Origin of the sequence: Brevibacillus borstelensis (assembly GCF_036700025.1) — a bacterium.
GTDB classification, from domain to species: domain Bacteria; phylum Bacillota; class Bacilli; order Brevibacillales; family Brevibacillaceae; genus Brevibacillus; species Brevibacillus borstelensis.
Genome location: NZ_CP144922.1, coordinates 2236969 through 2257834, shown reverse-complemented (window position 1 = coordinate 2257834; position 20866 = coordinate 2236969). Strand labels below are relative to the sequence as shown.

The following is a 20866-nucleotide window of genomic DNA, read 5'->3' as shown; positions in this document are numbered from 1 at the left end:
GTAAGAAAACCTGACATATAATTGACTCAAATTCGTCAGGTGGTGAACAGCATGTCTTCTATTACCGTAAGAAAAGCAACCGAACACGACTTGCCCGTCCTATTGGAAATATACAATCACGTCGTACGGACTTCTCCTGCCACGTTCGACCTGGTGGAACAAACGCTCGAGCAGCGAAAGAAATGGTTCCAAAAATACGACGAGCAGCACCCCTTGCTGGTGGCAGTAGAAAACGGATCGGTAGTAGGATATGCGTCGCTTGGCACGTTTCGGGAGAAGCCCGCGTACAACCAGACAGCGGAATCTTCTGTCTACGTTCATCATGATCATCATGGAAAGGGAATCGGAGGGCTGTTGATGACAAAGCTTATCGCGGCGGCGAAAGAACTTGGCTACCACGCGCTGGTCGCCGGAATCACCGGAGGCAATGAATCCAGCGCTCAGCTTCACGTCAAGTTTGGATTTCAGCCAGTGGGGGTTTTTCGTCAGGTGGGGTACAAATTCGGGGAATACCACGATGTGGCGTTTTATCAATTGCTTCTCGAATAAGTGATCGGTTCATGGATGGATGGCGAGACGGGACCAACCGGGTTCTCATTGGGTTGCCTCAGCAAAATACCACTAACCTAACTAGTTCTGTTTAGATACCAAGCGAGAGCTGCCTTATCGATCTGTCGCACAAGTCCGCTTTTGCCGTCTGCGTACGCCTGGCTGTCATAGCGGAATTTTTTGGCAAGCTCTTCCTTGAGGCTCGCATAAGCAGCCATTGCATCGGGGTGGCTGCTTACGTAATCGCGGAAGGCAAGATGCCTGTGGATATCGGGATGGCCTTGCTGGTACATATGGACGTGGTGTGTTCGCTGGTCGCCTCCTTTTTGAAAGTAGCGGCGGCCAGGCAACCCGTTCTCCCCTTTGGGCTCATATCCGGCCATTCGCATGGAGTCGTTGTACAGATGGATCCGCTCAATGTCTTTTACGACCGGCATGATGTCAATGATCGGCTTTGCCTTCATTCCTCTGATCGAAGTGCTGCCGATGTGATGGATCGCGACCAGCTCTTCGGAGAATATGCCCTGCAAAAGCTCCTTCTCTTTTTCAAACAATGCCGCCCACTCTTCGTCATAGGGCAGGACTTCAATCTGTCTCATAACGGTTTCCCCTTTGCCTAATGCAGAACTAGTCACGCAGCAGCTCACTCAATTTATCTAAACATTTTTCAAATACGGCAATCTCGTCAGGATCCAATTGCAGGCGAAGCTGTTGATAAAATTCATGATGCATTTCCTCATGGATGCGATATGCCACTTTCCCTTTTTCCGTCAGCGAGACCATCACCGCTCTGGAATCTGTCGGGTGTGTCGTCCTTGTAACCAGCGCCTTGGCTTCCAGGCGCGTCACGAGCTGGGTCACGGCACCTTTTGTCACACCGAGGCGGGACGCAAGCGCACTCATTAGGATGCCGCCCTCACAGCCGATGGCGTCGATTGTATGAATTTCGCTCGGCGTCAGCACGCCCGCTTCCCCAAACGTTCGAGGCTGCCGCTCGAGTCGTTGAAGCTGCAAAATGACGCGCCCCAGTTTTTGACTGCCTGTATTCATTTTTTCGGGTGGGAAAATTTGCTGTTCTCTCATACCCATACTTTAGTTTCTAAACCATTCCGTGTCAAGGCGCCCGTTTTGGGTCAAACAGAATGGTTTGTCTCTTGCTTTTGGCTTCCCTTGGTTTTCCGGTCCAAAAATAAGCCGTATCCAAATACCGCAATGCTCAAAACAAAAATAGCGACGTTGATTCCGAACACGCTTGTAAATGCACCCATCGCCTGTGCTTTTTCATCGAAGGACACTCCATTCATGAACCCGAGGCCCAGTGCCGCACCGAAAACCATCCCGACATTTCGCATCAGGGCAACCATTCCGCCAATCGTACCCACGTAGTGGGAAGCGACATTTTTCATAATGAAGCTGTTGTTCGGGGACGTTACCAGCCCCATGCCAAAGCCTGTCAACGCAAGCGTCAGGACAATCTCCAGCATGGACAGCTGCTCCAGCCACAGCGTCAGGATCAAAGAACCTCCGCCCATGCCGCATAAGCCGAGAAACTGGAACAGCCGGGAGCCGTACCGATCCGAGAGTGCCCCCGCAAACGGCCCTGCAGCCGCAAGTATGAGAGGATAAGCGGCCATGATGTACCCCACTTCAAGAGGAACGATTCCAACCAACCCGGTCAAGTAAAACGGCAAGACGACCAAAATCGTGTTGGCGAGCAAAAAAGAGCTTCCCGTGATGAACAGGCCGGATGTCACAGCAGCGTTTTTGAATACCGGCAGGGGCAAAAACGGGTGAGCCTGCCTTTTCTCCCACCAGAGCAGAAGTACCAGCGCGGCAAGAGCTGCGGCAAATAACGAAACAAGCCCCAGCGATCCTCAGCCCCACACCTGGCCCTGGGTTACGCCCAAGATGACGATGCCGATGACGGCGGTAAAGAGAACCGCCCCCATGCCGTCAAAAGTGCCCGGCTTTCTCTCCGGTTCCTGGTTCGGAATGCTGCGAAAGGCAAGCCAAGTCGCAAAGAGGATAATGGGAACGTGAATCAGGAACAGCCACTGCCAGCTCAGCCATTGAGCGATCATGCCTCCCGCAATGGGACCGCTCATCCCTCCAAGCGCTACAGCCGTACTGACAATTCCGAGCGAGCGGCCTCTCCGCTCCTTTGGCATATACATAGTGATCAACGCGATATTTGTCGCCTGGAACATCGAAGCTCCGGCCGCTTGCAACACTCTCAGCAGCAGCAGGATGGCCACATTCGGCGAAAAGGCGATCAAAACCGAGCTTATCGTAAAGCAAACATAGCCGAGATTATGAATGCGGCGTTGGCCATAGCGGTCGCCAAGCTTTCCCATCACGGGCAAAAGCGAAGCGACAGCCAGCAAATACCCGGTCGTGATCCACTGAACAGTGCCAATTCCCGCATGGAAGGTTTCCGTCAAACGAGGGAGCGACACGTTGACGATCCCTGCTGTGAAATGTGACACGAATGCTCCGAGACAAATGGCCATAAGCATGTAAAAAAGGTTTCGGCTTGAGCCTTCTTTTTTCTTGATTATTTCCGTTTTCATTTCGCCGTTTCACCGACCTACCATACAGTATAGATACTAAACAAATTATGCAAAAAAATATTCCTGGACCATTCTCTCCTCATCCATATTGTTTGTTGTCGCCAGGGATATGCCAAATTTTTCTATTCATTAGTTTAGACACTATACTATATGTTGTCAATGTGTTTTCTTTCGACCTTCCTCAATCACATAAGGAAGAAACAGTGCGAAGCTTAATTGCCTTCGCACTGTTTGCTTTTCCTAGCATATCGCTTGCCTTTCCGAGCACGTCTTTTGCTTCTTCTCCGAGCATGACGTTATGGTTCTTTCTTCTGCCATAACGCTATGTTTCTGTTTCCTCGATTCCATCACGCCTTTGGCTTGCAGCCTCGTCGCCTTTTACCGCAAAACCGAACCCTCCCGTCCATTTTCTTCCTCTCTCCGATAGCGGAGGATCGGATTGCGGGCTGCCTTCGCCTCATCCAGCCTGTTCACCACAGTTGTGTGCGGCGCTTCCTGTACGGTCTCCGGGCTACTCTCAATCTCCTCGCATATCCGGATGAGCGTCTGGATAAACTGGTCCAGCGTCTCCTTGCTTTCGGTCTCGGTCGGCTCGATCATCATCGCTTCTTCGATGTTCAGCGGAAAGTAGATTGTCGGCGGGTGATAGCCGAAATCGAGCAGCCGCTTGGCGATGTCCAGCGTCCGCACCCCTTTTTTCCTGAGCTGCCTTGCTGACAGGACAAATTCGTGCATACACGTCCTGTCGTAGGGCAGCTCGATGTGCGGCTGCAGCTTTCTCATCATATAGTTGGCGTTTAGTACCGCGTCTTCGGTCACCAGCTTCAATCCGTCCGGTCCCATCGTGCGCATATACGCATAAGCCCTGACCAGAATGCCGAAATTTCCGTAGAACCCCTTGACCTTTCCGATCGACTGCGGCTTGTCTGCATTCAACCGGTAGCGGTCCTGGTCCCGCTCTACGATCGGTACGGGCAGAAACGGAATCAGTTCCTTTTTGACGCCGACGGGTCCCGCCCCCGGCCCTCCGCCGCCATGGGGGGTGGTAAAGGTTTTGTGCAGGTTCAGGTGCACCACGTCGAATCCCATGTCTCCCGGACGGGCATAGCCGAGGATGGCGTTGGAATTGGCTCCGTCGTAGTAAAGCAGTCCCCCTGCCTCATGGACGATGCGGGCAATCTCCAGAATGTTTCGGTCGAACAGACCGAGCGTAGACGGATTGGTCAGCATCAGGGCGGCGGTATCCGGCCCTACCGCTTGCCGGAGCGATTCGAGATCGACCTCGCCGTACTCGTTGGAGGCAATCGTGACACTCTCAAACCCGGCGACGGCAGCCGAGGCAGGATTTGTACCGTGGGATACGTCCGGTATCAGCACCTTGGTCCGCTTTTCCCCGCGCGACTCATGATAGGCCCGGATCATCAGCAGGCCTGCCCATTCTCCCTGAGCTCCCGAAGCCGGCTGCAGCGAGACCTGGTCCATCCCCGTGATGGCCTCCAACTCCTTTTGCAAATGGTACATCAGCTCCAGCGCCCCTTGCACGGTCTCCTCCGGCTGGTACGGATGAATGGACGCAAATCCGCTCAGCTTGGACACTTTTTCATTTCGCTTCGGGTTGTACTTCATCGTGCAGGAGCCAAGCGGGATAAAACCATTGTCAACTCCGTGGTTTCGGCGGGACAGAGCCGTATAATGCCGGACGACATCCAGTTCGCTCACTTCCGGCAGCTCGGCCCGCTTCGCTCTGATGTAGGGCAAAGGCAGAATGTCCTCCACAGAAAGCTCCGGCACATCGAGCTTTGGCAAGCTATAGGCGCTCCGGCCTGGCCGGGACCATTCAAAAATAAGCGGCTGATCTTTTTCCTGTCTCATAGCACAGCCTCCAATCGCTCGGCTAATGTATCGATCTCCTCTTTCGTCCTCGCCTCCGTAAAGGCAAGCAGAACGCTGTTTTCGTATCTGGGGTAGTCTTTCGCCAGCTCGTATCCGCCGATGATTCCGTGCTCAAGAAGCTTTTTGTTCACTGCCGCAGGAGATGCCGGCAGCTTGAACGCACATTCGTGAAAAACGGCTGTCGAAAACAATCGCTCCACTCCTTTGATGGAGGTGAGACGCTCAATCGCGTACTGCGTTTTCAGCATGCACTGTCTCGCTACTTCGCAGAGCCCCTGCTTGCCCATATAGCTGAGGTAGACGGTCGCTGCCAAAGCATTGAGCGCCTGGTTGGAGCAGACGTTGGAGGTCGCCTTTTCCCGGCGGATATGCTGCTCTCTGGCCTGCAGGGTAAGGACGAAAGCGCGTCTGCCGTCGAGGTCCGTGGTCTGCCCGATGATCCGGCCCGGCATCCGCCGAACAAGCGCCCGGGTGGTCGCCAAAATGCCGAGATAAGGCCCGCCAAATGACAGCGGATTTCCAAGCGGCTGTCCCTCCGCCACGACGATGTCTGCTCCAAAGGAACCCGGCGGCTCCAAAATTCCCATCGCAATCGGATTGACGACCGCGATAAACAGCGCCCCGCAATGACGCGTGAGAGCAGCCAGCTCTTCCAGCGGTTCCACGCAGCCGAAAAAATTCGGATACTGGACGATACATCCGGCGATGTCGTCACCCATCCGGTCTCCCAGCTCGTCCAAATCTGTCAGCCCATCCCCCACGCCAATTTCCACGATCTCCAGCCGTTGGCCGTAAGCGTATGTTTTCAGGACTTCCCGGTATTCCGGATGAACCGCCCTGGAGACGAGCAATTTGGTTCGCTTGGTCGCCGCACAAGCCATCATCCCCGCTTCTGCCATCGCTGTTGGACCGTCTTATAGAGAAGCATTGGATACTTCCATTCCGGTCAATTCGCAAATCATCGTCTGGTACTCAAAAATCGCCTGCAGGATGCCCTGCGAGATTTCCGGCTGGTAAGGCGTATATGCCGTGTAAAATTCCGAGCGGCCGACGATGGCTTCAACCACTGCCGGAATCGCGTGCTCATAAGCGCCGGCTCCCAAAAACGAGACATATTCTTCGGTATTTTTGTTTCTGGCGGCCATCCGTCCAAACTGTCTGGTCAGCTCCAGCTCCGACCAAGCCTGCGGGATCTGGATCGGCTCCTTCAGCCTGATCTCGGCAGGAATTTGGTCAAACAGTCCTTCTGTCTGCTGCAAACCCAAAAACGCCAGCATTTCTTTACGCTCTGTCTCTGTATGGGGCAAATACCCGAACGGCTTCAAAAAAAGACCTCCCCTACCCGAGAGGCCTGCAAAATACCTCTTTTGAGGTTTGCGGATCGGGTAACCCACACTATTTTTTACAAAAAAGGACTTTAACGAAAAATGCAGCCCATTCTCCTTTAAGAGGCGGGCTGCATTTTTTCTGCCAATTTTATCATCCGTTTTACATTTACGACGAAAGTCGTAAGTATTGCCTGTATTCGCATACGAAAGAGACCACGGTACTTGGCCTTGGTCATCCCATGATACCTTTTTAATTCAGCATTTTTGTGCTCAATAATCGATCTGCGACGAATACGTTCTTTGAACGTATCGCTGTTTTCAAACTCGATTTGCGCCTTGTAGGTTTCCGCCACGATCCGGATGGAGTAGGTCTTGCTCTTCGCTCCTGGTTTGAAACAGCCTTCCCTAAGTGGGCATGTCTTACATTTCTCCGTATCGAAGTAGAAAACGAGAGAACGACTTTTGCCACTCTTGCTTCCTTGGACAGCCTTTCGGATACTATGTTGTCCTGCCGGACAAATAACAAAGTCTGCATCCTTGTTGTACTCAAAACCTTCTTGCCTTAGCCCTCCGTTATGTACGATTGGGTTTAGTGGGACGACGGGTTGAATCTTCTTGGCTTTCATCTCGTCCAAGTTATCTTTACCCGAATATGCGGTGTCAGCAATCACTTCTTGTACTTCTATTCCTACGTCAAGCGATTGGTTCAAAAGTTGTTTGAATTGTTTTCCGTCATCCGTACTTCCTCCGGTGACCTCCACAGCCGTAATGATTTCTTCTTCGGTCATGGCAATATGCTCTTTGTAGCCAAAAAAGGATTTCGTATTACTCTTCCATCCAAAGCGTGCATCTGGATCAATGGCCGACATAATACCTTTATTGGCGAGGAGACGTTCGTCTTCCACGATGGCCTTGGCGATCTTGACCTTCTCCGAGATGGAACCCTCATGATCGGGTAACAAAGTCTCGACAGTCTCTCCAAGTTCCGCCAAGTAGTGAAGCATGATCTTCTCAGCATCCTCTTGATCTTTCTTCAACTCCGGTAACCGTGGGAGTTTCTTTTCGAGTTTTGGATGCTTTTTCACCACAACACGGAATAAGCGCTTCGCCGCATCCCGCAGTACTTCAAGCGGCTTTTGTTTTTGTGAAGCTGCCAGTGTATGGGTGGAATCCATGATGATCGTCTTTGACTTCACAAGTCCTTTTTCGATGCACTGACGTACAACTGATTTAAGCACCTCATCCACGGCTCCGGCCCCTAACCGATGATTACGAAAGCGGGATAATTGAGAGGGGTCAGGAAGGGGATCTTCTGGATTTAAACCTAAAAACCACTTATAAGCGAGGTTTACCTGCGTTTCCTGAATGATGCGTTCATCCGAAAGATTGTAGAGAACTTGTAAAAACAATAGACGAAACAGGAGTTCGGGTTCGTTAGCAGGTCTTCCGTAATGCTCACAATAAGAGGAACGAACCAACTCATGAATGAATGTGAAATCTACGATTTCATTGATTTTACGTAAAGGGTGATCCGCGGGAATTAGTTTATATAATTCGGCATGGAAGGATGCCGTGATTTGTTTAGAGGGCTGTAGCAATGGTTCCAACTCTTTCGTTTTCTTTTCATTGTACAACAAACCCAGTGTCGAAGGGGCATTGGGTTTCAGCCTGTTGAAAACCTACTGTTTCGGAGGAGAAGCATGTTTCCAGGCGGAGCGACTGGCGGAGTCCAGCCAAGCGGAACAGCGAGCCCGGGGAAACAGAAGCGCAATCTATGAGTAAACCCCGGAGCTGCGCGCCGTTTTGCGCTTCCCCCGGGATCGCTGTGGAGCGGACAGTTTCACATCCTTGCAGGACGTAGACCGGAGCGCAGATCGGAAACATGCTTCTCCCCACTACAGCTACATTCTCGATACTTAAAACCCCAGTACCTAAGGGCACTAGGGTTACGGTTTACAGATATTAGGTGGACTTTTGCAGGACTCTCCCTACCCGTTTCTTTTTTTTGTTTACGATTTTGCACTGGACACATGGTCACCTTCATTATAAGCTTCTATATACATTGATCAATTCAATCATTACTATTATTTCAATTGGATTTACCTATGAATAGAAAGCGGTGAGAACGATGGAATTAAAGCAATTGGAGTATTTTTTGGCCGTGGCACAGGAACTGCATTTCACCAAAGCATCAGAAAAGGTCGGGATTTCTCAGCCCTCTTTAAGCCAGCAAATCCGCGCTCTGGAAGCGGAGATCGGCGTCCCGCTGTTTGACCGGATCGGCAAGAAAACCGCCTTGACGGAAGCGGGCCGCATCCTGCGCGGACATGCTCAGCGCGTCTTCCATGAACTGTCCCAGGCGCGGGCCGCCATCTCGGATCTGCAGGGCTTGCAGCGCGGCAAGCTGACCATCGGCGCACTCCTGACGGTCGTCAATTACCTGCTGCCGCCAGCCATCCTCGCGTTTCATCGGCAGTATCCCCATATCGAGCTGTCCGTACTTGGACTGCGCACGGGAGACATCCGCTCCGCTCTGCTGGACAACCAGCTAGATATGGGCATTGTCTTTTTGCCCGTCGAGGACGAGGAGTTCGAGACGCTGCCGCTGGTGCAGGAGGAGCTGTGCCTCGTGGTTCCGTCCGGCCATGCACTGGCAGAGAAACGTTCCGCTCCGCTCGAGGTGTTAAAAGAGACGCCTTCTGTCCTTCTTCCGCAAAATTACTATCTCAGACAGCTCATTGATCAGCATTGCGAAACTGCCGGCTTTTCCGTCAAGCCTTCCTTTGAGATGACTACGATGGAATCGATCGTCAATATGGTCGCAAGCGGGATCGGCGTCACTGTCCTGCCCAAACCATACGTCGACTTTATCCAGAATGGAAAAATTGCCGCCGTCCCGTTCGCCAGTCCGATCACCCGCCAGATCGGCATCATTTACCGGGCGGACAAATATATGTGCGCCGCCACGCGGGTTTTCCTCGAAAACCTGATCGGGACTGCCAAAAGGATGGAGTAACCGCAATCGCCCCACCCTTAAACGATAGACAGGTTTGCAGCGGCTTTACACTGTAGAGTAGAGAACTGAAACTTTCGGGCGACCGTATGGTCGCCTTGCTCATTTCAGCTCCCCCTCATCAAACCGTACGTGAGGTTTTCCCTCATACGGCTTTCCGATGTTCTTCTTTCTTTGGCATTCGGCTTACTTTATCCGGCTAATTTCAATAAACTACCCTGCGTGTTTTGTATGACCTTCAGCTTTCCGGCATGTTTATTCCGCTTGCTTCTTTTCTTGTTGCAGAAGATTGTAAGGCGTTCAATCACATACCAGTCTATCCGTCTTGCCCATCGTTTGGCGATGGGCGAGATGAAGTAGTAGTTCTTGAACCCCCTTAGCTTGCGATTTAGCCCTTTCACTAGCTCTTCTAGAGACAGAAACAGTTTGTTCCTTGGTGCAGTGTATTCCTTAATTTTACGTCTCATTTCCTTCATTGCTTTCTTAGCTGGTACATGAGACATAGCAAATACCTTGCTCCCCCCTTTGTTGAACACGGGGAATTTGCGATGGTGCAGCCCAAGAAAGTCAAACCCAGTGGAATTGTCCCAAATATTAACGAGTCTAGATTTCTCTTTACTGAGACTAAGCTCCAGCTTGTTTAGAATAGCCATCAGCACTTGAATGCTTTCCAATGCTTCTTGTTTGGTTCTGCACATGATAACGAAGTCATCCGCATAGCGGATAAGTGTGCCAAGATGGGAGAATTGATTTTCCCAAATGGTGTCCATGTAGTTTAGATAGATGTTTGAAAGAAGAGGCGAGATTACCCCTCCTTGCGGAGTTCCCAGTTCTGTTTCATGGAATTGATCATTTTCCATGACCCCAGCCTGCAGCCATTGTCGGATAAGTTTCAGAACACGTCTGTCGCTGATTCTCATTTCGACCAGTTTCATCAACTTCTCATGGTTGATGTTGTCGAAATACCCTTTAATGTCAACATCTACGACCCAATAACACCTCTTGCTTGCTTTGCGTATCTGTGCAATTGCCTGGTGAGCATTTCTTCCTGGCCGAAAGCCATAAGAACAGTCCCGAAAATCAGCTTCAAAGATCGGTTCAATGACTAGCTTAGTAGCCATTTGGACCACCCGATCCTTGATCGTCGGGATGCCGAGTGGACGTTTCTTGCCATCCGGTTTAGGGATGTAAGTTCGACGAACCGGATGTGGACGATACCGCTTTTCTTTTAAATCTAGATAGATCTCGTTAAGAAAACGGCTCTCCCCATACTCCTCCACAATCTGTGCGATGGATTGTCCGTCGATTCCTCCGCTCCCTTTATTTGCTTTTACTCTCCTCCAAGCTGTCGCTAGAATATCCGGGCGGTAGATTTTGTCATACAAGGCATGAAATCGCCGTTTTGAGTTTGCCTTGGCACAAAGATATAGGGTTGTCCAAAGTTGTCGAGCTTTTACATCGGTGTAGTTAGCAAGTTTACTTGCATTCACTCACTCTTACCTCCTTCGACCCGTGAACAAAGCAGGGCTCCTTCCCTCCATAAGGTTGTGTTGTCCTTATGTTCATCGGTACTATGAACCCCTCCGACTCCCTCTCTGCCATCCACCACTTCCCTTACGGTTATAGGTTTCCGTTTTACGCTCCTGACGGGGCGTGCAGAGTAGGGTCTCCCCAGTTCCGTTAACTACTTTCTCAACATACCGCTCCCCATACCCCGAGGGATTCATAGGTGCTGTATTCCAAGTTCTCCACACCGTCCTTGGCCTTCGCCCATATGAAACAAGCTCGGCTTCCCTTTGTCCACCTCTCGGTGGTCTTTCTTAACGAGGCTGCAGGATTCACTTTATGTTACGGCCTGCTGATTTGCTCGCACTCTTTCGAGTTACTTTGTCACAGGGCTTCAACCTTAGGATTTCTCCACCAGTTGCCTGTCAGCTACGAGGTGACTTGGCTCCTGCCTCGGTTGGACTTTCACCAACTAGCAATTAACGGCTTGCTGGGCACGCTTCATAAAAAAAGAGGCGTAATGCGCGAGCTTACGCCTCCAAGAGGTTCTATCAACGAGGTGAGTAAAGAGCCATGAACAAATTGGTGCTGCTGCCTACGATATCGCCTTCTTACTTGCCAACAGCCTTTCGGACATCCGCCATGCTCGCCCCGAAGTTGATATGGTACACCGTACCGTTCAATACGAGTGCAGGCACAGATTTCACTCCCAGTTTTTCCGCCTCGTCCAGCTTGTCCGGATGCTGGGCGAAATGAATGGTTTCCACATCGGTTTTGGTACGGTCGAGATACGGCAAAATGGCCTGTTCCGCATCGACGCATACACTGCATCCAGCATGATAAAACACAGCTTTCGCCATCCTTTTCTCTCCTCCTCTCCTGATGTAATACAAGGGCCCTTAGCTATAAGGTAGCGATTTTGGCAGGCAGCATCAATTCCAAATCCGATATGATAAGGATTGGTTTAGCGAATGAACACATGGAAAGCAGAGACGGTGCCCCGCTTGGTCAGTTGCCGCCTTTTGATTGCCGATAGGCGCTGTGATTGGTCGGTCCGACAAACGAGCGCAAGGAAAACGAGTGACGGATGCCCTCGGTAATAAACGCTTTTGCGGTCGCAACTGCCTCTGGCACTGACCTTCCCTTTGCCAATTCCGCGGTGATTGCGGCAGAGTAGGAGCAGCCCGCCCCGTGCGTATTTGTCGTGCGGATCTTTTCCACTTCGAAAATGTCAAAGCTGCTGCCGTCATACAATAGGTCAATCGCATTGTCTCCCGGCAGCCGCCCTCCCCCTTTTACCAGCACATAAGACGGACCGAGCCGGTGAATGCGTCTGGCCGCTTCCTTCATCTCTTCCACAGATTGCAGCGGTGCCATGCCGCTCAGCTTGGCCGCCTCGATCAGATTGGGCGTCACGACGGTCGCCAGCGGAACCAGCACTTCGCGGAGGCACTCATTTACTTCCGGGTGCAGTTCTTCATCGACGCCTTTGCAAATCATGACGGGATCGATAACGATCGTTTGAATGCCGCTCGCGGCGATTGCTTGGGCCACAAGCTCGATGACCCGGATAGAGCCTAGCATGCCTGTCTTGCAAGCATCCGCTCCGATCACCTCCAGTGCCGTTCGTAGCTGCGCTGCTACCGTGTCCGGTTCAACCGGAAAAACATGATGGCCCCAGCTTTCATCTTGCGCGACAATCGTCGTCAAGGCCGACATCCCGTAAACCCCCAGCTCCTGAAAGGTTTTGAGATCGGCCTGAATACCCGCTCCTCCGCTGGAATCCGATCCGGCTATGGTCACTGTTTTATACACTTGCATGTCTGCCCTTCCTCCTTCATGGTGCTTTTTTAAGCATCGTGCTTGCCTCTCCAAATCCGTGACACTGAATCTTTTTAGGCACTCCGTCTTATTTATTTCGGCGAAACAAGTCCTGCGCCTTCTTTAATCCCAGGATCAGCGCATCTACGTCTTCTTCGGTGTTGTAGAGATAGAGGCTGGCCCGTGCCGTCGCCGCTTGTCCAAACCATTTCGCCAGCGGCTGCGCGCAGTGGTAACCGGCACGGATGGCGATCCCTTCTGCATCGAGCACGGTAGCCAGATCATGGGGATGGATCTCCCCCAGTTGAAACGTCAGGATGGACGTGCGATGCCGTAGCGGCCCCAGCACTTTGCATTCTTTGAGCTCCTGCAACCGCTCCAGTGCGTAGCCAACCAGCCTGCGGTCATGCCGTTCGATCTTCTCCATGCCGATTTGAGCGAGGAAATCAATCGCAGCCCCCAGCCCAATCGCTCCCGCAATCAAAGGGGTTCCCGCTTCCAGCCGGTACGGAAGCTCTTTCCACGACGCCCATTCGGCATCGACCGACTCAACCATCTCTCCTCCATACTCAACAGGTACCAATTGCTCCAGCAATGGACGCTTCCCGTACAAAACTCCAATTCCTGTAGGACCGCACATTTTGTGACCGGAGAAAACGTAAAAGTCGCAGTCCATCTGCCCCACATCGACTGGTGAATGAGGCGCTCCCTGCGCACCGTCGACAACCAAAACTCCTCCGTGTGCATGGACGATGCCGGCGATCTCTCTGAGCGGTACTACATCTCCCAAGACGTTGGATATATGGTGGAGTGCTGCGATTTTAGTCCGTGGGGTCACCACTGAACGGACAGCTTCCGGCGTTATCGTCCCATCTTCCTGCAAGGGAATGAATTTCAGTGTTGCCCCGGCCGCTTTTGCCGCCTGCTGCCAAGGGATCAGGTTGCTGTGATGCTCGGCCAATGAAATGACGATCTCGTCGCCTTCGCAAAGGACCAAACGGCCGTATCCGCTGGCGATCAGATTCAAGGCGCTCGTCGTCCCCCGGGTAAAAACAATCTCGGCCGCTTCGCTTGCGCGGATGAAAGCACGGACCTTTTCTCTCGCCGCCTCGTACATGTCTGTCGCCTTTGCCCCCAGGTAGTGGACTCCCCTGTGAACGTTGGCGTTTGCCATCCGATAAAATGCTTCCAGCGCCTCAATCACCTGAACCGGTTTTTGGGCAGTGGCTGCGTTGTCCAAATATACAAGCCGCTTCCCGTAGATCGGGACATTCATAATCGGGAAGCATTGCTTCACTTCATGCGGATTCATATCGCTCTCAACTTCCTTTCCGGGATTTACCCGTAAGGATAGCCGCGGCAAACCAATAGTTCAATTCAATTATTTATATAAAAATCATTTGATTATCCTATAGATGGTTGGATTTGTCTTGAAACGTTTCCCTCTTCTTTTTCGTTTACTATATTGAGAGGGTTCGTACTTTGGGAAGCATGTCGCTGCGGCATCACATCAAAAACGGGGGTTAACTCCGGGGTTAGGGAGGCAGTATCATGGCAGTGAATTCCAGAACTCACGTGCTCCGTTTCGTCATCCTTTGTCTATCTGCACTCGTCTGCGGGTGTTCACAGCAACAAGCGCCCCACCCGGGAGCGGCGCTGGAATCGCTTTTTCATTCAGGAAAAGGGAAAGCCATATGGGTACATCACTACCGGGAAGACTCCATCAAAGCGCAACCGGAGCTTCTCTCCCTGTACTCGGATAAAACCGAGCAGATTGCCGTCGTTGATTGGATCTCCGGCAGCGAAAAAGTGGAGCAATTAAGGGGAACGGCTGATTCGCTGTTCATTTTGCAGTTTGAATATGAAACGGCCAACAAGGTTTCAGACTACGCGTATATGATGTACGTGGAAACGCGGGAAGGAGAGCATTATCTCAAGCCGTTTACGATGGGGCCGAAGTTTCATCTCGACTCTTATAAGCAAGAGGATGGAGACGCGATTCTCTCCTCGGTGGGAATGGACCAATGGTACAAGCTGGACAAAGCTTTGCACGATGTCTTTCCTCCTGCTGCGACAAAACCTCTTGAACAATTGGGAAAAAGTAGTTATGCTATGGTGGAAACAACAAACTATTTCTAAACAATGATGCACGGGAGCTTGGGGATGACCAGGCTGAGAGGACGGCTACTCTGTCGTCGACCGTTGAACCTGAACTGGGTAATGCCAGCGGAGGAATGTTTATATAGACCGGAGAGGACTGCGTATGCTTGCGTCCCTTTCCTGTCTGCTCTCGCGTCTGGCGTCGCAAGTTTTTTTGCGGCGTTTTGTTTTTGTCATGCAGACGCGTCTTCTTCCGCCTCCATCAGGGTTCATGCCGCGTGCAACCATGACAAGGAGGTTTTTTTCATGTCCATTCCACACGCATCTTCCCTCAACCTGACGGCTGTACAGCCTTTCCCTGGCAGCCGCAAAGTGTACCAGGTCGGCAGCAGGCCTGATCTTCGCGTCCCGATGCGGGAAATCCAGCTTTCGCCTTCCCAGGGCTTGTACGGAGAAATTCCCAACCCGCCCATTCGCGTCTATGACACCAGCGGCGAGTATACGGCGTCCGACTACATTGCCGACATTCAAAAAGGACTGCCTTCCCTGCGGAAAAGCTGGATTGCTGAAAGAGACGATACGGAATCCTACGCGGGACGCCCGGTGCAGCCTGTCGATAACGGCTTCAAAAGCGCCGAGCAGCTTGAAGCAGTACCTGTTTTCCCCCGAAATGACCGCAAGCCGCTTCGGGCCAAAAAAGGCAGCGTCGTCACACAGCTCCACTACGCCCGCCGCGGCATCATCACGCCGGAAATGGAATTCGTCGCCATCCGCGAAGGAGTTTCGCCGGAATTCGTCAGAGCCGAGATCGCCAGCGGCCGCGCGATCCTGCCGGCCAACATCAACCATCCGGAATTGGAGCCGATGATTATCGGTCGTCATTTTCACGTGAAGGTAAACGCAAACATCGGCACATCCGCGGTCACCTCCTCCATCGGTGAAGAAGTGGAAAAAATGATGTGGGCCACCCGCTGGGGAGCCGACACCATCATGGACCTTTCCACCGGAAAACACATTCACACGACCCGGGAGTGGATTATCCGCAACAGTCCCGTGCCGATCGGTACTGTCCCGATTTATCAGGCACTGGAAAAAGTAAATGGCAAAGCCGAGGAGCTGACTTGGGAGATCTACCGGGATACGTTGATCGAACAGGCCGAGCAGGGAGTGGATTACTTTACGATCCACGCAGGGGTGCTGCTCCGCTATATCCCGCTGACCGCCAATCGGGTGACCGGAATCGTCTCCCGCGGCGGCTCCATCATGGCGGCCTGGTGCCTGGCCCACCATCAGGAAAACTTCCTGTACACGCATTTTGAAGAGATTTGCGAAATCCTGAAGGCATACGACATTTCCGTCTCGCTCGGTGACGGACTGAGGCCGGGGTCCATCGCCGATGCGAACGACGAAGCCCAGTTCGCCGAATTGGAGACGCTTGGGGAATTGACCAAGATCGCCTGGAAGCATGATGTGCAGGTGATGATCGAAGGTCCCGGACACGTGCCGATGCACCAGATCAAAGAGAATATGGATAAGCAGCTTGAGCTTTGCCACGAAGCGCCATTCTACACGCTGGGCCCGCTCACGACCGATATCGCTCCCGGCTACGATCACATCACGTCCGCTATCGGCGCCGCGATGATCGGCTGGTTTGGCACCGCGATGCTCTGCTACGTCACCCCGAAGGAACATCTCGGCCTGCCAAACAAGGAGGACGTGCGCAACGGCCTGATCGCCTACAAAATCGCCGCCCATGCCGCCGATCTGGCAAAAGGACATCCGCGAGCCAAGCTTCGCGACGACGCGCTTTCCAAGGCGCGGTTTGAATTCCGCTGGAACGATCAGTTCAACCTCTCGCTTGACCCTGAGCGGGCACGCGAGTATCACGACGAGACTCTCCCTGCCGAAGGGGCAAAATCTGCCCATTTTTGCTCAATGTGCGGCCCCAAATTTTGCAGCATGAAAATCACCCAGGATATTCGCGCCTACGCCCGAGACAACCAGCTTTCGGTCCATGCGGCTATTGACGAGGGGCTGCAAGAGAAAGCCAGGGAATTCCGCGAGCAGGGAGGACAACTGTACAAAGGGACGGACAGGAAATGAAGCGGGATGCCGATATGGGAAAACTGCGTGATCCCGGCCAGCTGCGTGCTGAAATCAAGCGGTTGGAGTCGGCTTTAGCCGCACTCCGCGCGCAGCTTGGGACTGCCCAAAAAGCATGTGATCACGATTTTCTGGAGACCCCGCTTTCCCGCATGTGCCGAAAATGCCAGTGGACGGAAAGTCTTTATTATTAAAGGAGCGACTGCGGCGCTGGGTTACAGCACTGTTTCCGACGGCGAAACCGACTTTTAAAATGCCAGCGGCCTACCTGTTTCGATCAGTGTCTTCGTGCTGCTGAGGATCATCCACCATGCCTTCGCGCTGTTATCGTATGACAGATCATTCTCATGCCAACGGTCATGGGTCAGGGTCAGCTTTGTGGACGCGCCGGCCGGTTCGAGCCGATAAGTGATGCGCGATTCGTACCGTTCCTGGCCGGAGTGGTAGGAATCGCCGACAAAGTGGGTAAAGCTGAGCGTCTTGGCCTGCTCGCACTGCAAAATGACGCCGTAGACGTGGATGGTTTTATCTCCGTCTGCGCCCGGGCCGATATAGCGGATCGGGTCTCCTTCACGGAACGTTGACTCGGTCACACAGCCCCCGTAAATGGCTTTTACCCCATCTGGCGAGACGAGCGTGTCCCACACCTGCTCTGGGGTTGCCAATACGTAAAATTCGTAGTGCAAGTCGGTTGGTTTCATCTTTGAAAGTCCCCCTCGTATCGTTAGTGTTTTGTATGGCAAAAAGGTTTCCGCCCCATAGAGATCTGATACCCGGAGCTTTTTCGAGTATATCCACTCATCCCTGACAATCGCTGTCAGTGGAGAAATAGGTTACAGAAAAAAAGGCGGGTGCTATACTTGTTAACAGATACCAGTTGAGGGAGTGGGGGTAAAATGGGGCCATTTGCAAAGACGCCGAAGCCGCCTTACTATGCTGTGATCTTCACCAGTCAACGGACACAAACGGATAATACGGGGTACGAAGAGATGGCCGCAATGATGGAGAAGCTGGTATTTGCCCAGCCGGGCTTTCTCGGCGTGGAAAGCACGCGCGATGCGGACGGATTCGGAGTGACGATCTCGTACTGGCAGTCGCTGGAGGATATTCGCAACTGGAAGCAGAACGAGGACCATCTGGTGGCGCAGGAAAAAGGGAAACAGGTATGGTATGAGCAGTACGTGACGAGGATTTGCAGAGTAGAAAGAGACTATTCGTTGAATGAGCTGTAAGATGAAGATTCGGACGCGGAGCCATTTTCCGCGTTTTTTTGTTTGCAGTCGTTCAGGCTTTTGGCAGTGGAGATGAAAATAGAAGAAAGCAATCAGGTACGGTGGGACACCTCTCGGATGTAGACTGGCCGGCTTCGCCCCAAAAGCGGAACCTCGTCCAAAAGCAGAACCGCATCCAAAAGCAGCGGACTAAAGGATGCTTAATCAAAGGTTGGCCGCATAAAAAACTGGAGGCTTTTGACGTCAGCCTCCAGCTTCTCTTTGCAAACATATGTCTTGCTTTCTTTTGAAGCGTTTTTTGCTTTTTGCTCTTTTTGCTCGTCAGCATGGTGTCCTGCAACGAATCGACGACGGCTTTGCTTTGTGTCGGTCTTGAATTGGCTGACATTCGTGATGAGAGCATTTTCTCGCTTCCCCTGAAGCAAGCCGTTCATACTTACTGCGTTCTTTTCAGAATGGAGGTCAGCTTGATCTGATCGTTTCGCAGCCATACTTTGGAATACTCGATCGGTACATTGTCCTCGGTGTAAATGGTCTGCTCCAGGAACGTAATCGGCGTTCCTTTGTCGATCTGCAGCATTTCCGCGATCTTCTCGTCAGCGCCTTTTCCCAAAAATGAGCGTTTTCCCCAGGAGATTCTCAGTTTGTAGCGATCTTCGATTATGGAAAACAACGTCTTCTCCTCAAAGTTGTTCTGCTCGAAGCCGGGGAAGAGTTGTTTCGGCAAAAAGTTCTCCAAAAAGACAACCGGCGTGTCTTCGATAAAACGCAGCCGCTTTAGATGATAAACCTGTCCGGATGGGTCCAACTCCAAAAACCGGCTTACGGTTTGATCGGCTGGGGAGGTCTCCAGTCCGAGCAGCCTGGTCGTAAAGTCTTTGTGACTTTCGATCATGGTTTCGGCGATGGAAATCAGTCTCTCCGCCAACGGATACTCCATTTGCTCGCCTACGACAAAGGTTCCCTTCCCGTGTATCTGGACGAGAATGCCTTCTGTGATTAACTGCTTGATCGCTTGTTTGATGGTACCCCGGCTGATTCCCAATGTGGCTGCGAGATCCGATTCCGACGGCAGCTTCTCCTTTGCCTTCCACTCGCCGCTGGCAATTTTTCCCCGAATCCAATTTTTCGCTTGAATATAAATCGGTTCCGGACCTGTTTTTTCGATCACTGGGTTCACCCTTTATCCAACTTATTCTCATTTACTATACTTTTATCCCGCTGTTTTTTCAAGACAACCCCCAGCTTGCCAGGTTTGCACACCTTACATTTTGTCTTTGTAATAATCGGGAACAACGATGCCGGGCTTGTCAAACCACTGCGGAACGCTCACCCCGGATTGCAGGATGACGTTGCCCCATGGATCGAATGCACCTGTACGGACGATCACCTTCGCTTTATAAGCCATCTCGCTCAATATTTTTTGATGCTCCATCGTGCCGATTTCTACGCCGGGGAACATCGCCTTGAGCTTGTTGTACAGAGGCGCATTGTTCGTTTCGACCTCCTCGGCGACGTAGATGTTTTCTGCGATGAAATCTCCGGCGATCAGGGAGAGAACCGTTTCCAGATCGGGCACATCCTTTTTCAGCGCCAAATCAATGCGCTTTACGCCATTTGGGATCGGAAAACCGGCATCGCAGACGATCATATAATCAGTGTGACCCATCGAGGCAATCGCTTCATTCAGCTCACGGTTCAGGATTGTACCTTTTTTCATTGTTCTTCGCTCCTCGTTTCCAATTAGTTTTGAGATTCCTTGATCGCTTCTTCTACGTTATCCTTGCTTACGAAAATAGAGGGGAGCTCCAGTTTCTTTTCCACGGATTCGCCGCCGGCTACTTTCTTGGCGATCTGGACTGCCTTTTGTCCGTACTGGTTCGGATAAATGGCCATCGTCCCGGCTATGTCGCCGTCTTTAATCGCCTGAAGAGCATCGGCTGTACCGTCATTGGATACGACCACGATGCCTGTGCGGTTTGCCGCTTTGATCGCCTGCACCGCACCGAGCGCCATTTCGTCGTTTGCCGCATAGACGCCGTTTATCTCCGGATTGGCCTGAAGGATGTTTTCCATGACAGTCATGGCTTTGGCCCGATCAAAGTCGGCCGACTGCGATGCGACAATCTTGATGTCCGGCGATGTCGCTACACCCTCCTGGAAGCCTTTGCTGCGATCCTGTGCCACGTTTGTGCCCATGATGCCTTGCAGCTCCACGACATTTCCCTTGCCGCCCAGCTGCTTGCTCATGAATTCGCCTGCGACGATGCCATGCCTGACCTCGTCATAGCCCAGATGCGTGACGACTTCGGCGCCTTCCAGCTCGCGTCCCGTGGTGATCACCTTGATCCCGGCTTTATTCGCTGCTTCCGCGGCTGGTATGGTCCCTTTGCTGTCCACCGGATCGAGGATGAGGACGTCGATCTTTTGCTGGATCAAATCCTCTACGCCTTGCAGCTGTGTGGCCAGGTCGTCGTTTGCATTGACCACCACGAGCTCTACGCCCAGCTTTTCCGCTTCTTTTTCCGCTCCATTTTTTACGGCGACAAAAAACGGGTTGTTCAAAGTGTTGATCGCATAGCCGATTTTGATCTTGCCCTCGCCCGCACTGCCGCCTTGCGCGGAGCCGCCCGATCCCGTGGCCGGAGCTCCAGTTGTACCGGACGAACCACACGCCGAAACTGTCAGCATCAGCGTCGCTGCTACCAATGAAAACATCCATTTTTTCATGAAAATTCCCCTCCTCAATTT

General features: G+C 52.2%; 20 protein-coding genes, 1 pseudogene and 1 riboswitch. Of the genes and pseudogenes, 6 read left to right on the top strand and 15 right to left on the bottom strand.

Annotation, left to right across the window (positions count from 1 at the left end; all coding sequences use genetic code 11):
- Positions 1-51: 51 nt before the first annotated feature.
- Positions 52-549 carry a GNAT family N-acetyltransferase gene (locus V5G20_RS10440; RefSeq protein ID WP_003386370.1) on the top strand — a complete coding sequence of 166 codons (498 nt, stop codon included), beginning with the start codon at positions 52-54 and terminating at the stop codon, positions 547-549.
- A 77-nt stretch (positions 550-626) separates the two neighbouring features.
- Here the strand turns inward: V5G20_RS10440 and V5G20_RS10435 are convergent, their stop codons facing one another.
- From V5G20_RS10435 to V5G20_RS10405, 7 genes and pseudogenes are all read right to left on the bottom strand, one after another.
- Complete coding sequence (locus V5G20_RS10435; RefSeq protein WP_338463393.1) at positions 627-1148, bottom strand: GrpB family protein; 522 nt, start codon at positions 1146-1148, stop codon at positions 627-629.
- 28 nt (positions 1149-1176) lie between these two features.
- Complete coding sequence (locus tag V5G20_RS10430) at positions 1177-1632, bottom strand: MarR family winged helix-turn-helix transcriptional regulator (protein ID WP_003386372.1); 456 nt, start codon at positions 1630-1632, stop codon at positions 1177-1179.
- A 50-nt stretch (positions 1633-1682) separates the two neighbouring features.
- Positions 1683-2369 (bottom strand): MFS transporter, encoded by a 687-nt coding sequence (locus V5G20_RS10425; protein WP_228006649.1) that lies wholly within the window; start codon positions 2367-2369, stop codon positions 1683-1685.
- A gap of 54 nt (positions 2370-2423) precedes the next feature.
- Positions 2424-3035 (bottom strand): MFS transporter, encoded by a 612-nt coding sequence (locus V5G20_RS10420; RefSeq protein ID WP_338463392.1) that lies wholly within the window; start codon positions 3033-3035, stop codon positions 2424-2426.
- Positions 3036-3497: 462 nt separating this feature from the next.
- Positions 3498-4991, bottom strand: coding sequence for an aminomethyl-transferring glycine dehydrogenase subunit GcvPB (gcvPB, locus tag V5G20_RS10415; protein ID WP_122958239.1), 1494 nt, complete (start codon positions 4989-4991; stop codon positions 3498-3500).
- Positions 4988-6289, bottom strand: a pseudogene (gene gcvPA, locus V5G20_RS10410) (aminomethyl-transferring glycine dehydrogenase subunit GcvPA). The gene gcvPB and the pseudogene gcvPA overlap by 4 nt, the downstream one beginning before the upstream one ends.
- Before the next feature lie 167 nt (positions 6290-6456).
- The gene (locus V5G20_RS10405; protein ID WP_422387999.1) at positions 6457-7938 is read right to left on the bottom strand and encodes an IS1182 family transposase; all 1482 of its coding nucleotides are present in this window, start codon (positions 7936-7938) and stop codon (positions 6457-6459) included.
- 521 nt (positions 7939-8459) lie between these two features.
- On the opposite strand from V5G20_RS10405, the gene V5G20_RS10400 reads away from it, so the two are divergent.
- Positions 8460-9356, top strand: a complete 897-nt coding sequence (locus tag V5G20_RS10400) for a LysR family transcriptional regulator (protein ID WP_338463391.1) — start codon at positions 8460-8462, stop codon at positions 9354-9356.
- Between the two features lie 188 nt (positions 9357-9544).
- Here the strand turns inward: V5G20_RS10400 and ltrA are convergent, their stop codons facing one another.
- The 4 genes from ltrA to V5G20_RS10380 all read right to left on the bottom strand — a co-directional run bounded on the left by ltrA (position 9545) and on the right by V5G20_RS10380 (position 13992).
- The gene (ltrA, locus tag V5G20_RS10395) at positions 9545-10843 is read right to left on the bottom strand and encodes a group II intron reverse transcriptase/maturase (protein ID WP_024985477.1); all 1299 of its coding nucleotides are present in this window, start codon (positions 10841-10843) and stop codon (positions 9545-9547) included.
- Positions 10844-11470: 627 nt separating this feature from the next.
- Positions 11471-11719 (bottom strand): thioredoxin family protein, encoded by a 249-nt coding sequence (locus V5G20_RS10390; protein ID WP_003386385.1) that lies wholly within the window; start codon positions 11717-11719, stop codon positions 11471-11473.
- Between the two features lie 148 nt (positions 11720-11867).
- Positions 11868-12680 carry a pyridoxine/pyridoxal/pyridoxamine kinase gene (pdxK, locus tag V5G20_RS10385; RefSeq protein WP_003386387.1) on the bottom strand — a complete coding sequence of 271 codons (813 nt, stop codon included), beginning with the start codon at positions 12678-12680 and terminating at the stop codon, positions 11868-11870.
- Between the two features lie 88 nt (positions 12681-12768).
- Positions 12769-13992, bottom strand: coding sequence for a SufS family cysteine desulfurase (locus tag V5G20_RS10380; RefSeq protein WP_251237736.1), 1224 nt, complete (start codon positions 13990-13992; stop codon positions 12769-12771).
- Between the two features lie 239 nt (positions 13993-14231).
- On the opposite strand from V5G20_RS10380, the gene V5G20_RS10375 reads away from it, so the two are divergent.
- The 3 genes from V5G20_RS10375 (at position 14232) to V5G20_RS10365 (ending at position 17077) form a co-directional block, all read left to right on the top strand.
- The gene (locus V5G20_RS10375; protein WP_003386391.1) at positions 14232-14819 is read left to right on the top strand and encodes a hypothetical protein; all 588 of its coding nucleotides are present in this window, start codon (positions 14232-14234) and stop codon (positions 14817-14819) included.
- 1 nt (position 14820) lies between these two features.
- Positions 14821-14932: riboswitch (TPP riboswitch) on the top strand.
- A 154-nt stretch (positions 14933-15086) separates the two neighbouring features.
- The gene (gene thiC, locus V5G20_RS10370; RefSeq protein WP_172920476.1) at positions 15087-16883 is read left to right on the top strand and encodes a phosphomethylpyrimidine synthase ThiC; all 1797 of its coding nucleotides are present in this window, start codon (positions 15087-15089) and stop codon (positions 16881-16883) included.
- Complete coding sequence (locus V5G20_RS10365; protein WP_172920475.1) at positions 16880-17077, top strand: hypothetical protein; 198 nt, start codon at positions 16880-16882, stop codon at positions 17075-17077. Before thiC ends, V5G20_RS10365 begins: the two co-directional genes overlap by 4 nt.
- 54 nt (positions 17078-17131) lie before the next feature.
- Here V5G20_RS10365 and V5G20_RS10360 read toward each other — a convergent pair whose 3' ends face one another.
- Entirely contained in the window at positions 17132-17584 is a 453-nt protein-coding gene (locus V5G20_RS10360) for an SRPBCC domain-containing protein (RefSeq protein ID WP_327927504.1), read from the bottom strand.
- Between the two features lie 195 nt (positions 17585-17779).
- On the opposite strand from V5G20_RS10360, the gene V5G20_RS10355 reads away from it, so the two are divergent.
- Complete coding sequence (locus V5G20_RS10355; RefSeq protein WP_338463390.1) at positions 17780-18115, top strand: antibiotic biosynthesis monooxygenase; 336 nt, start codon at positions 17780-17782, stop codon at positions 18113-18115.
- Positions 18116-18551: 436 nt separating this feature from the next.
- On the opposite strand, the gene V5G20_RS10350 is transcribed toward V5G20_RS10355, so the two are convergent.
- The 3 genes from V5G20_RS10350 to V5G20_RS10340 all read right to left on the bottom strand — a co-directional run bounded on the left by V5G20_RS10350 (position 18552) and on the right by V5G20_RS10340 (position 20845).
- Entirely contained in the window at positions 18552-19286 is a 735-nt protein-coding gene (locus tag V5G20_RS10350; RefSeq protein ID WP_003386397.1) for a GntR family transcriptional regulator, read from the bottom strand.
- Between the two features lie 93 nt (positions 19287-19379).
- Positions 19380-19835 carry a D-ribose pyranase gene (gene rbsD, locus V5G20_RS10345; protein WP_024985617.1) on the bottom strand — a complete coding sequence of 152 codons (456 nt, stop codon included), beginning with the start codon at positions 19833-19835 and terminating at the stop codon, positions 19380-19382.
- Positions 19836-19858: 23 nt separating this feature from the next.
- Positions 19859-20845: a substrate-binding domain-containing protein gene (locus V5G20_RS10340; protein ID WP_003386401.1), complete on the bottom strand. Its 987-nt coding sequence runs from the start codon at positions 20843-20845 to the stop codon at positions 19859-19861.
- Between the last annotated feature and the right edge of the window lie 21 nt (positions 20846-20866).

Excerpts from the sequence above, each read along its gene's own strand:
- V5G20_RS10375 (WP_003386391.1), top strand. The coding sequence starts at position 14,232 with ATGGCAGTGAATTCCAGAACTCACGTGCTCCGTTTCGTCATCCTTTGT.
- V5G20_RS10340 (WP_003386401.1), bottom strand. The coding sequence starts at position 20,845 with ATGAAAAAATGGATGTTTTCATTGGTAGCAGCGACGCTGATGCTGACA.
- rbsD (WP_024985617.1), bottom strand. The coding sequence starts at position 19,835 with ATGAAAAAAGGTACAATCCTGAACCGTGAGCTGAATGAAGCGATTGCC.
- V5G20_RS10365 (WP_172920475.1), top strand. The coding sequence starts at position 16,880 with ATGAAGCGGGATGCCGATATGGGAAAACTGCGTGATCCCGGCCAGCTG.
- V5G20_RS10380 (WP_251237736.1), bottom strand. The coding sequence starts at position 13,992 with ATGAATCCGCATGAAGTGAAGCAATGCTTCCCGATTATGAATGTCCCG.
- V5G20_RS10430 (WP_003386372.1), bottom strand. The coding sequence starts at position 1,632 with ATGAGAGAACAGCAAATTTTCCCACCCGAAAAAATGAATACAGGCAGT.
- V5G20_RS10360 (WP_327927504.1), bottom strand. The coding sequence starts at position 17,584 with ATGAAACCAACCGACTTGCACTACGAATTTTACGTATTGGCAACCCCA.
- V5G20_RS10355 (WP_338463390.1), top strand. The coding sequence starts at position 17,780 with ATGGGGCCATTTGCAAAGACGCCGAAGCCGCCTTACTATGCTGTGATC.
- V5G20_RS10440 (WP_003386370.1), top strand. The coding sequence starts at position 52 with ATGTCTTCTATTACCGTAAGAAAAGCAACCGAACACGACTTGCCCGTC.
- V5G20_RS10435 (WP_338463393.1), bottom strand. The coding sequence starts at position 1,148 with ATGAGACAGATTGAAGTCCTGCCCTATGACGAAGAGTGGGCGGCATTG.
- pdxK (WP_003386387.1), bottom strand. The coding sequence starts at position 12,680 with ATGCAAGTGTATAAAACAGTGACCATAGCCGGATCGGATTCCAGCGGA.
- gcvPB (WP_122958239.1), bottom strand. The coding sequence starts at position 4,991 with ATGAGACAGGAAAAAGATCAGCCGCTTATTTTTGAATGGTCCCGGCCA.
- V5G20_RS10390 (WP_003386385.1), bottom strand. The coding sequence starts at position 11,719 with ATGGCGAAAGCTGTGTTTTATCATGCTGGATGCAGTGTATGCGTCGAT.
- thiC (WP_172920476.1), top strand. The coding sequence starts at position 15,087 with ATGTCCATTCCACACGCATCTTCCCTCAACCTGACGGCTGTACAGCCT.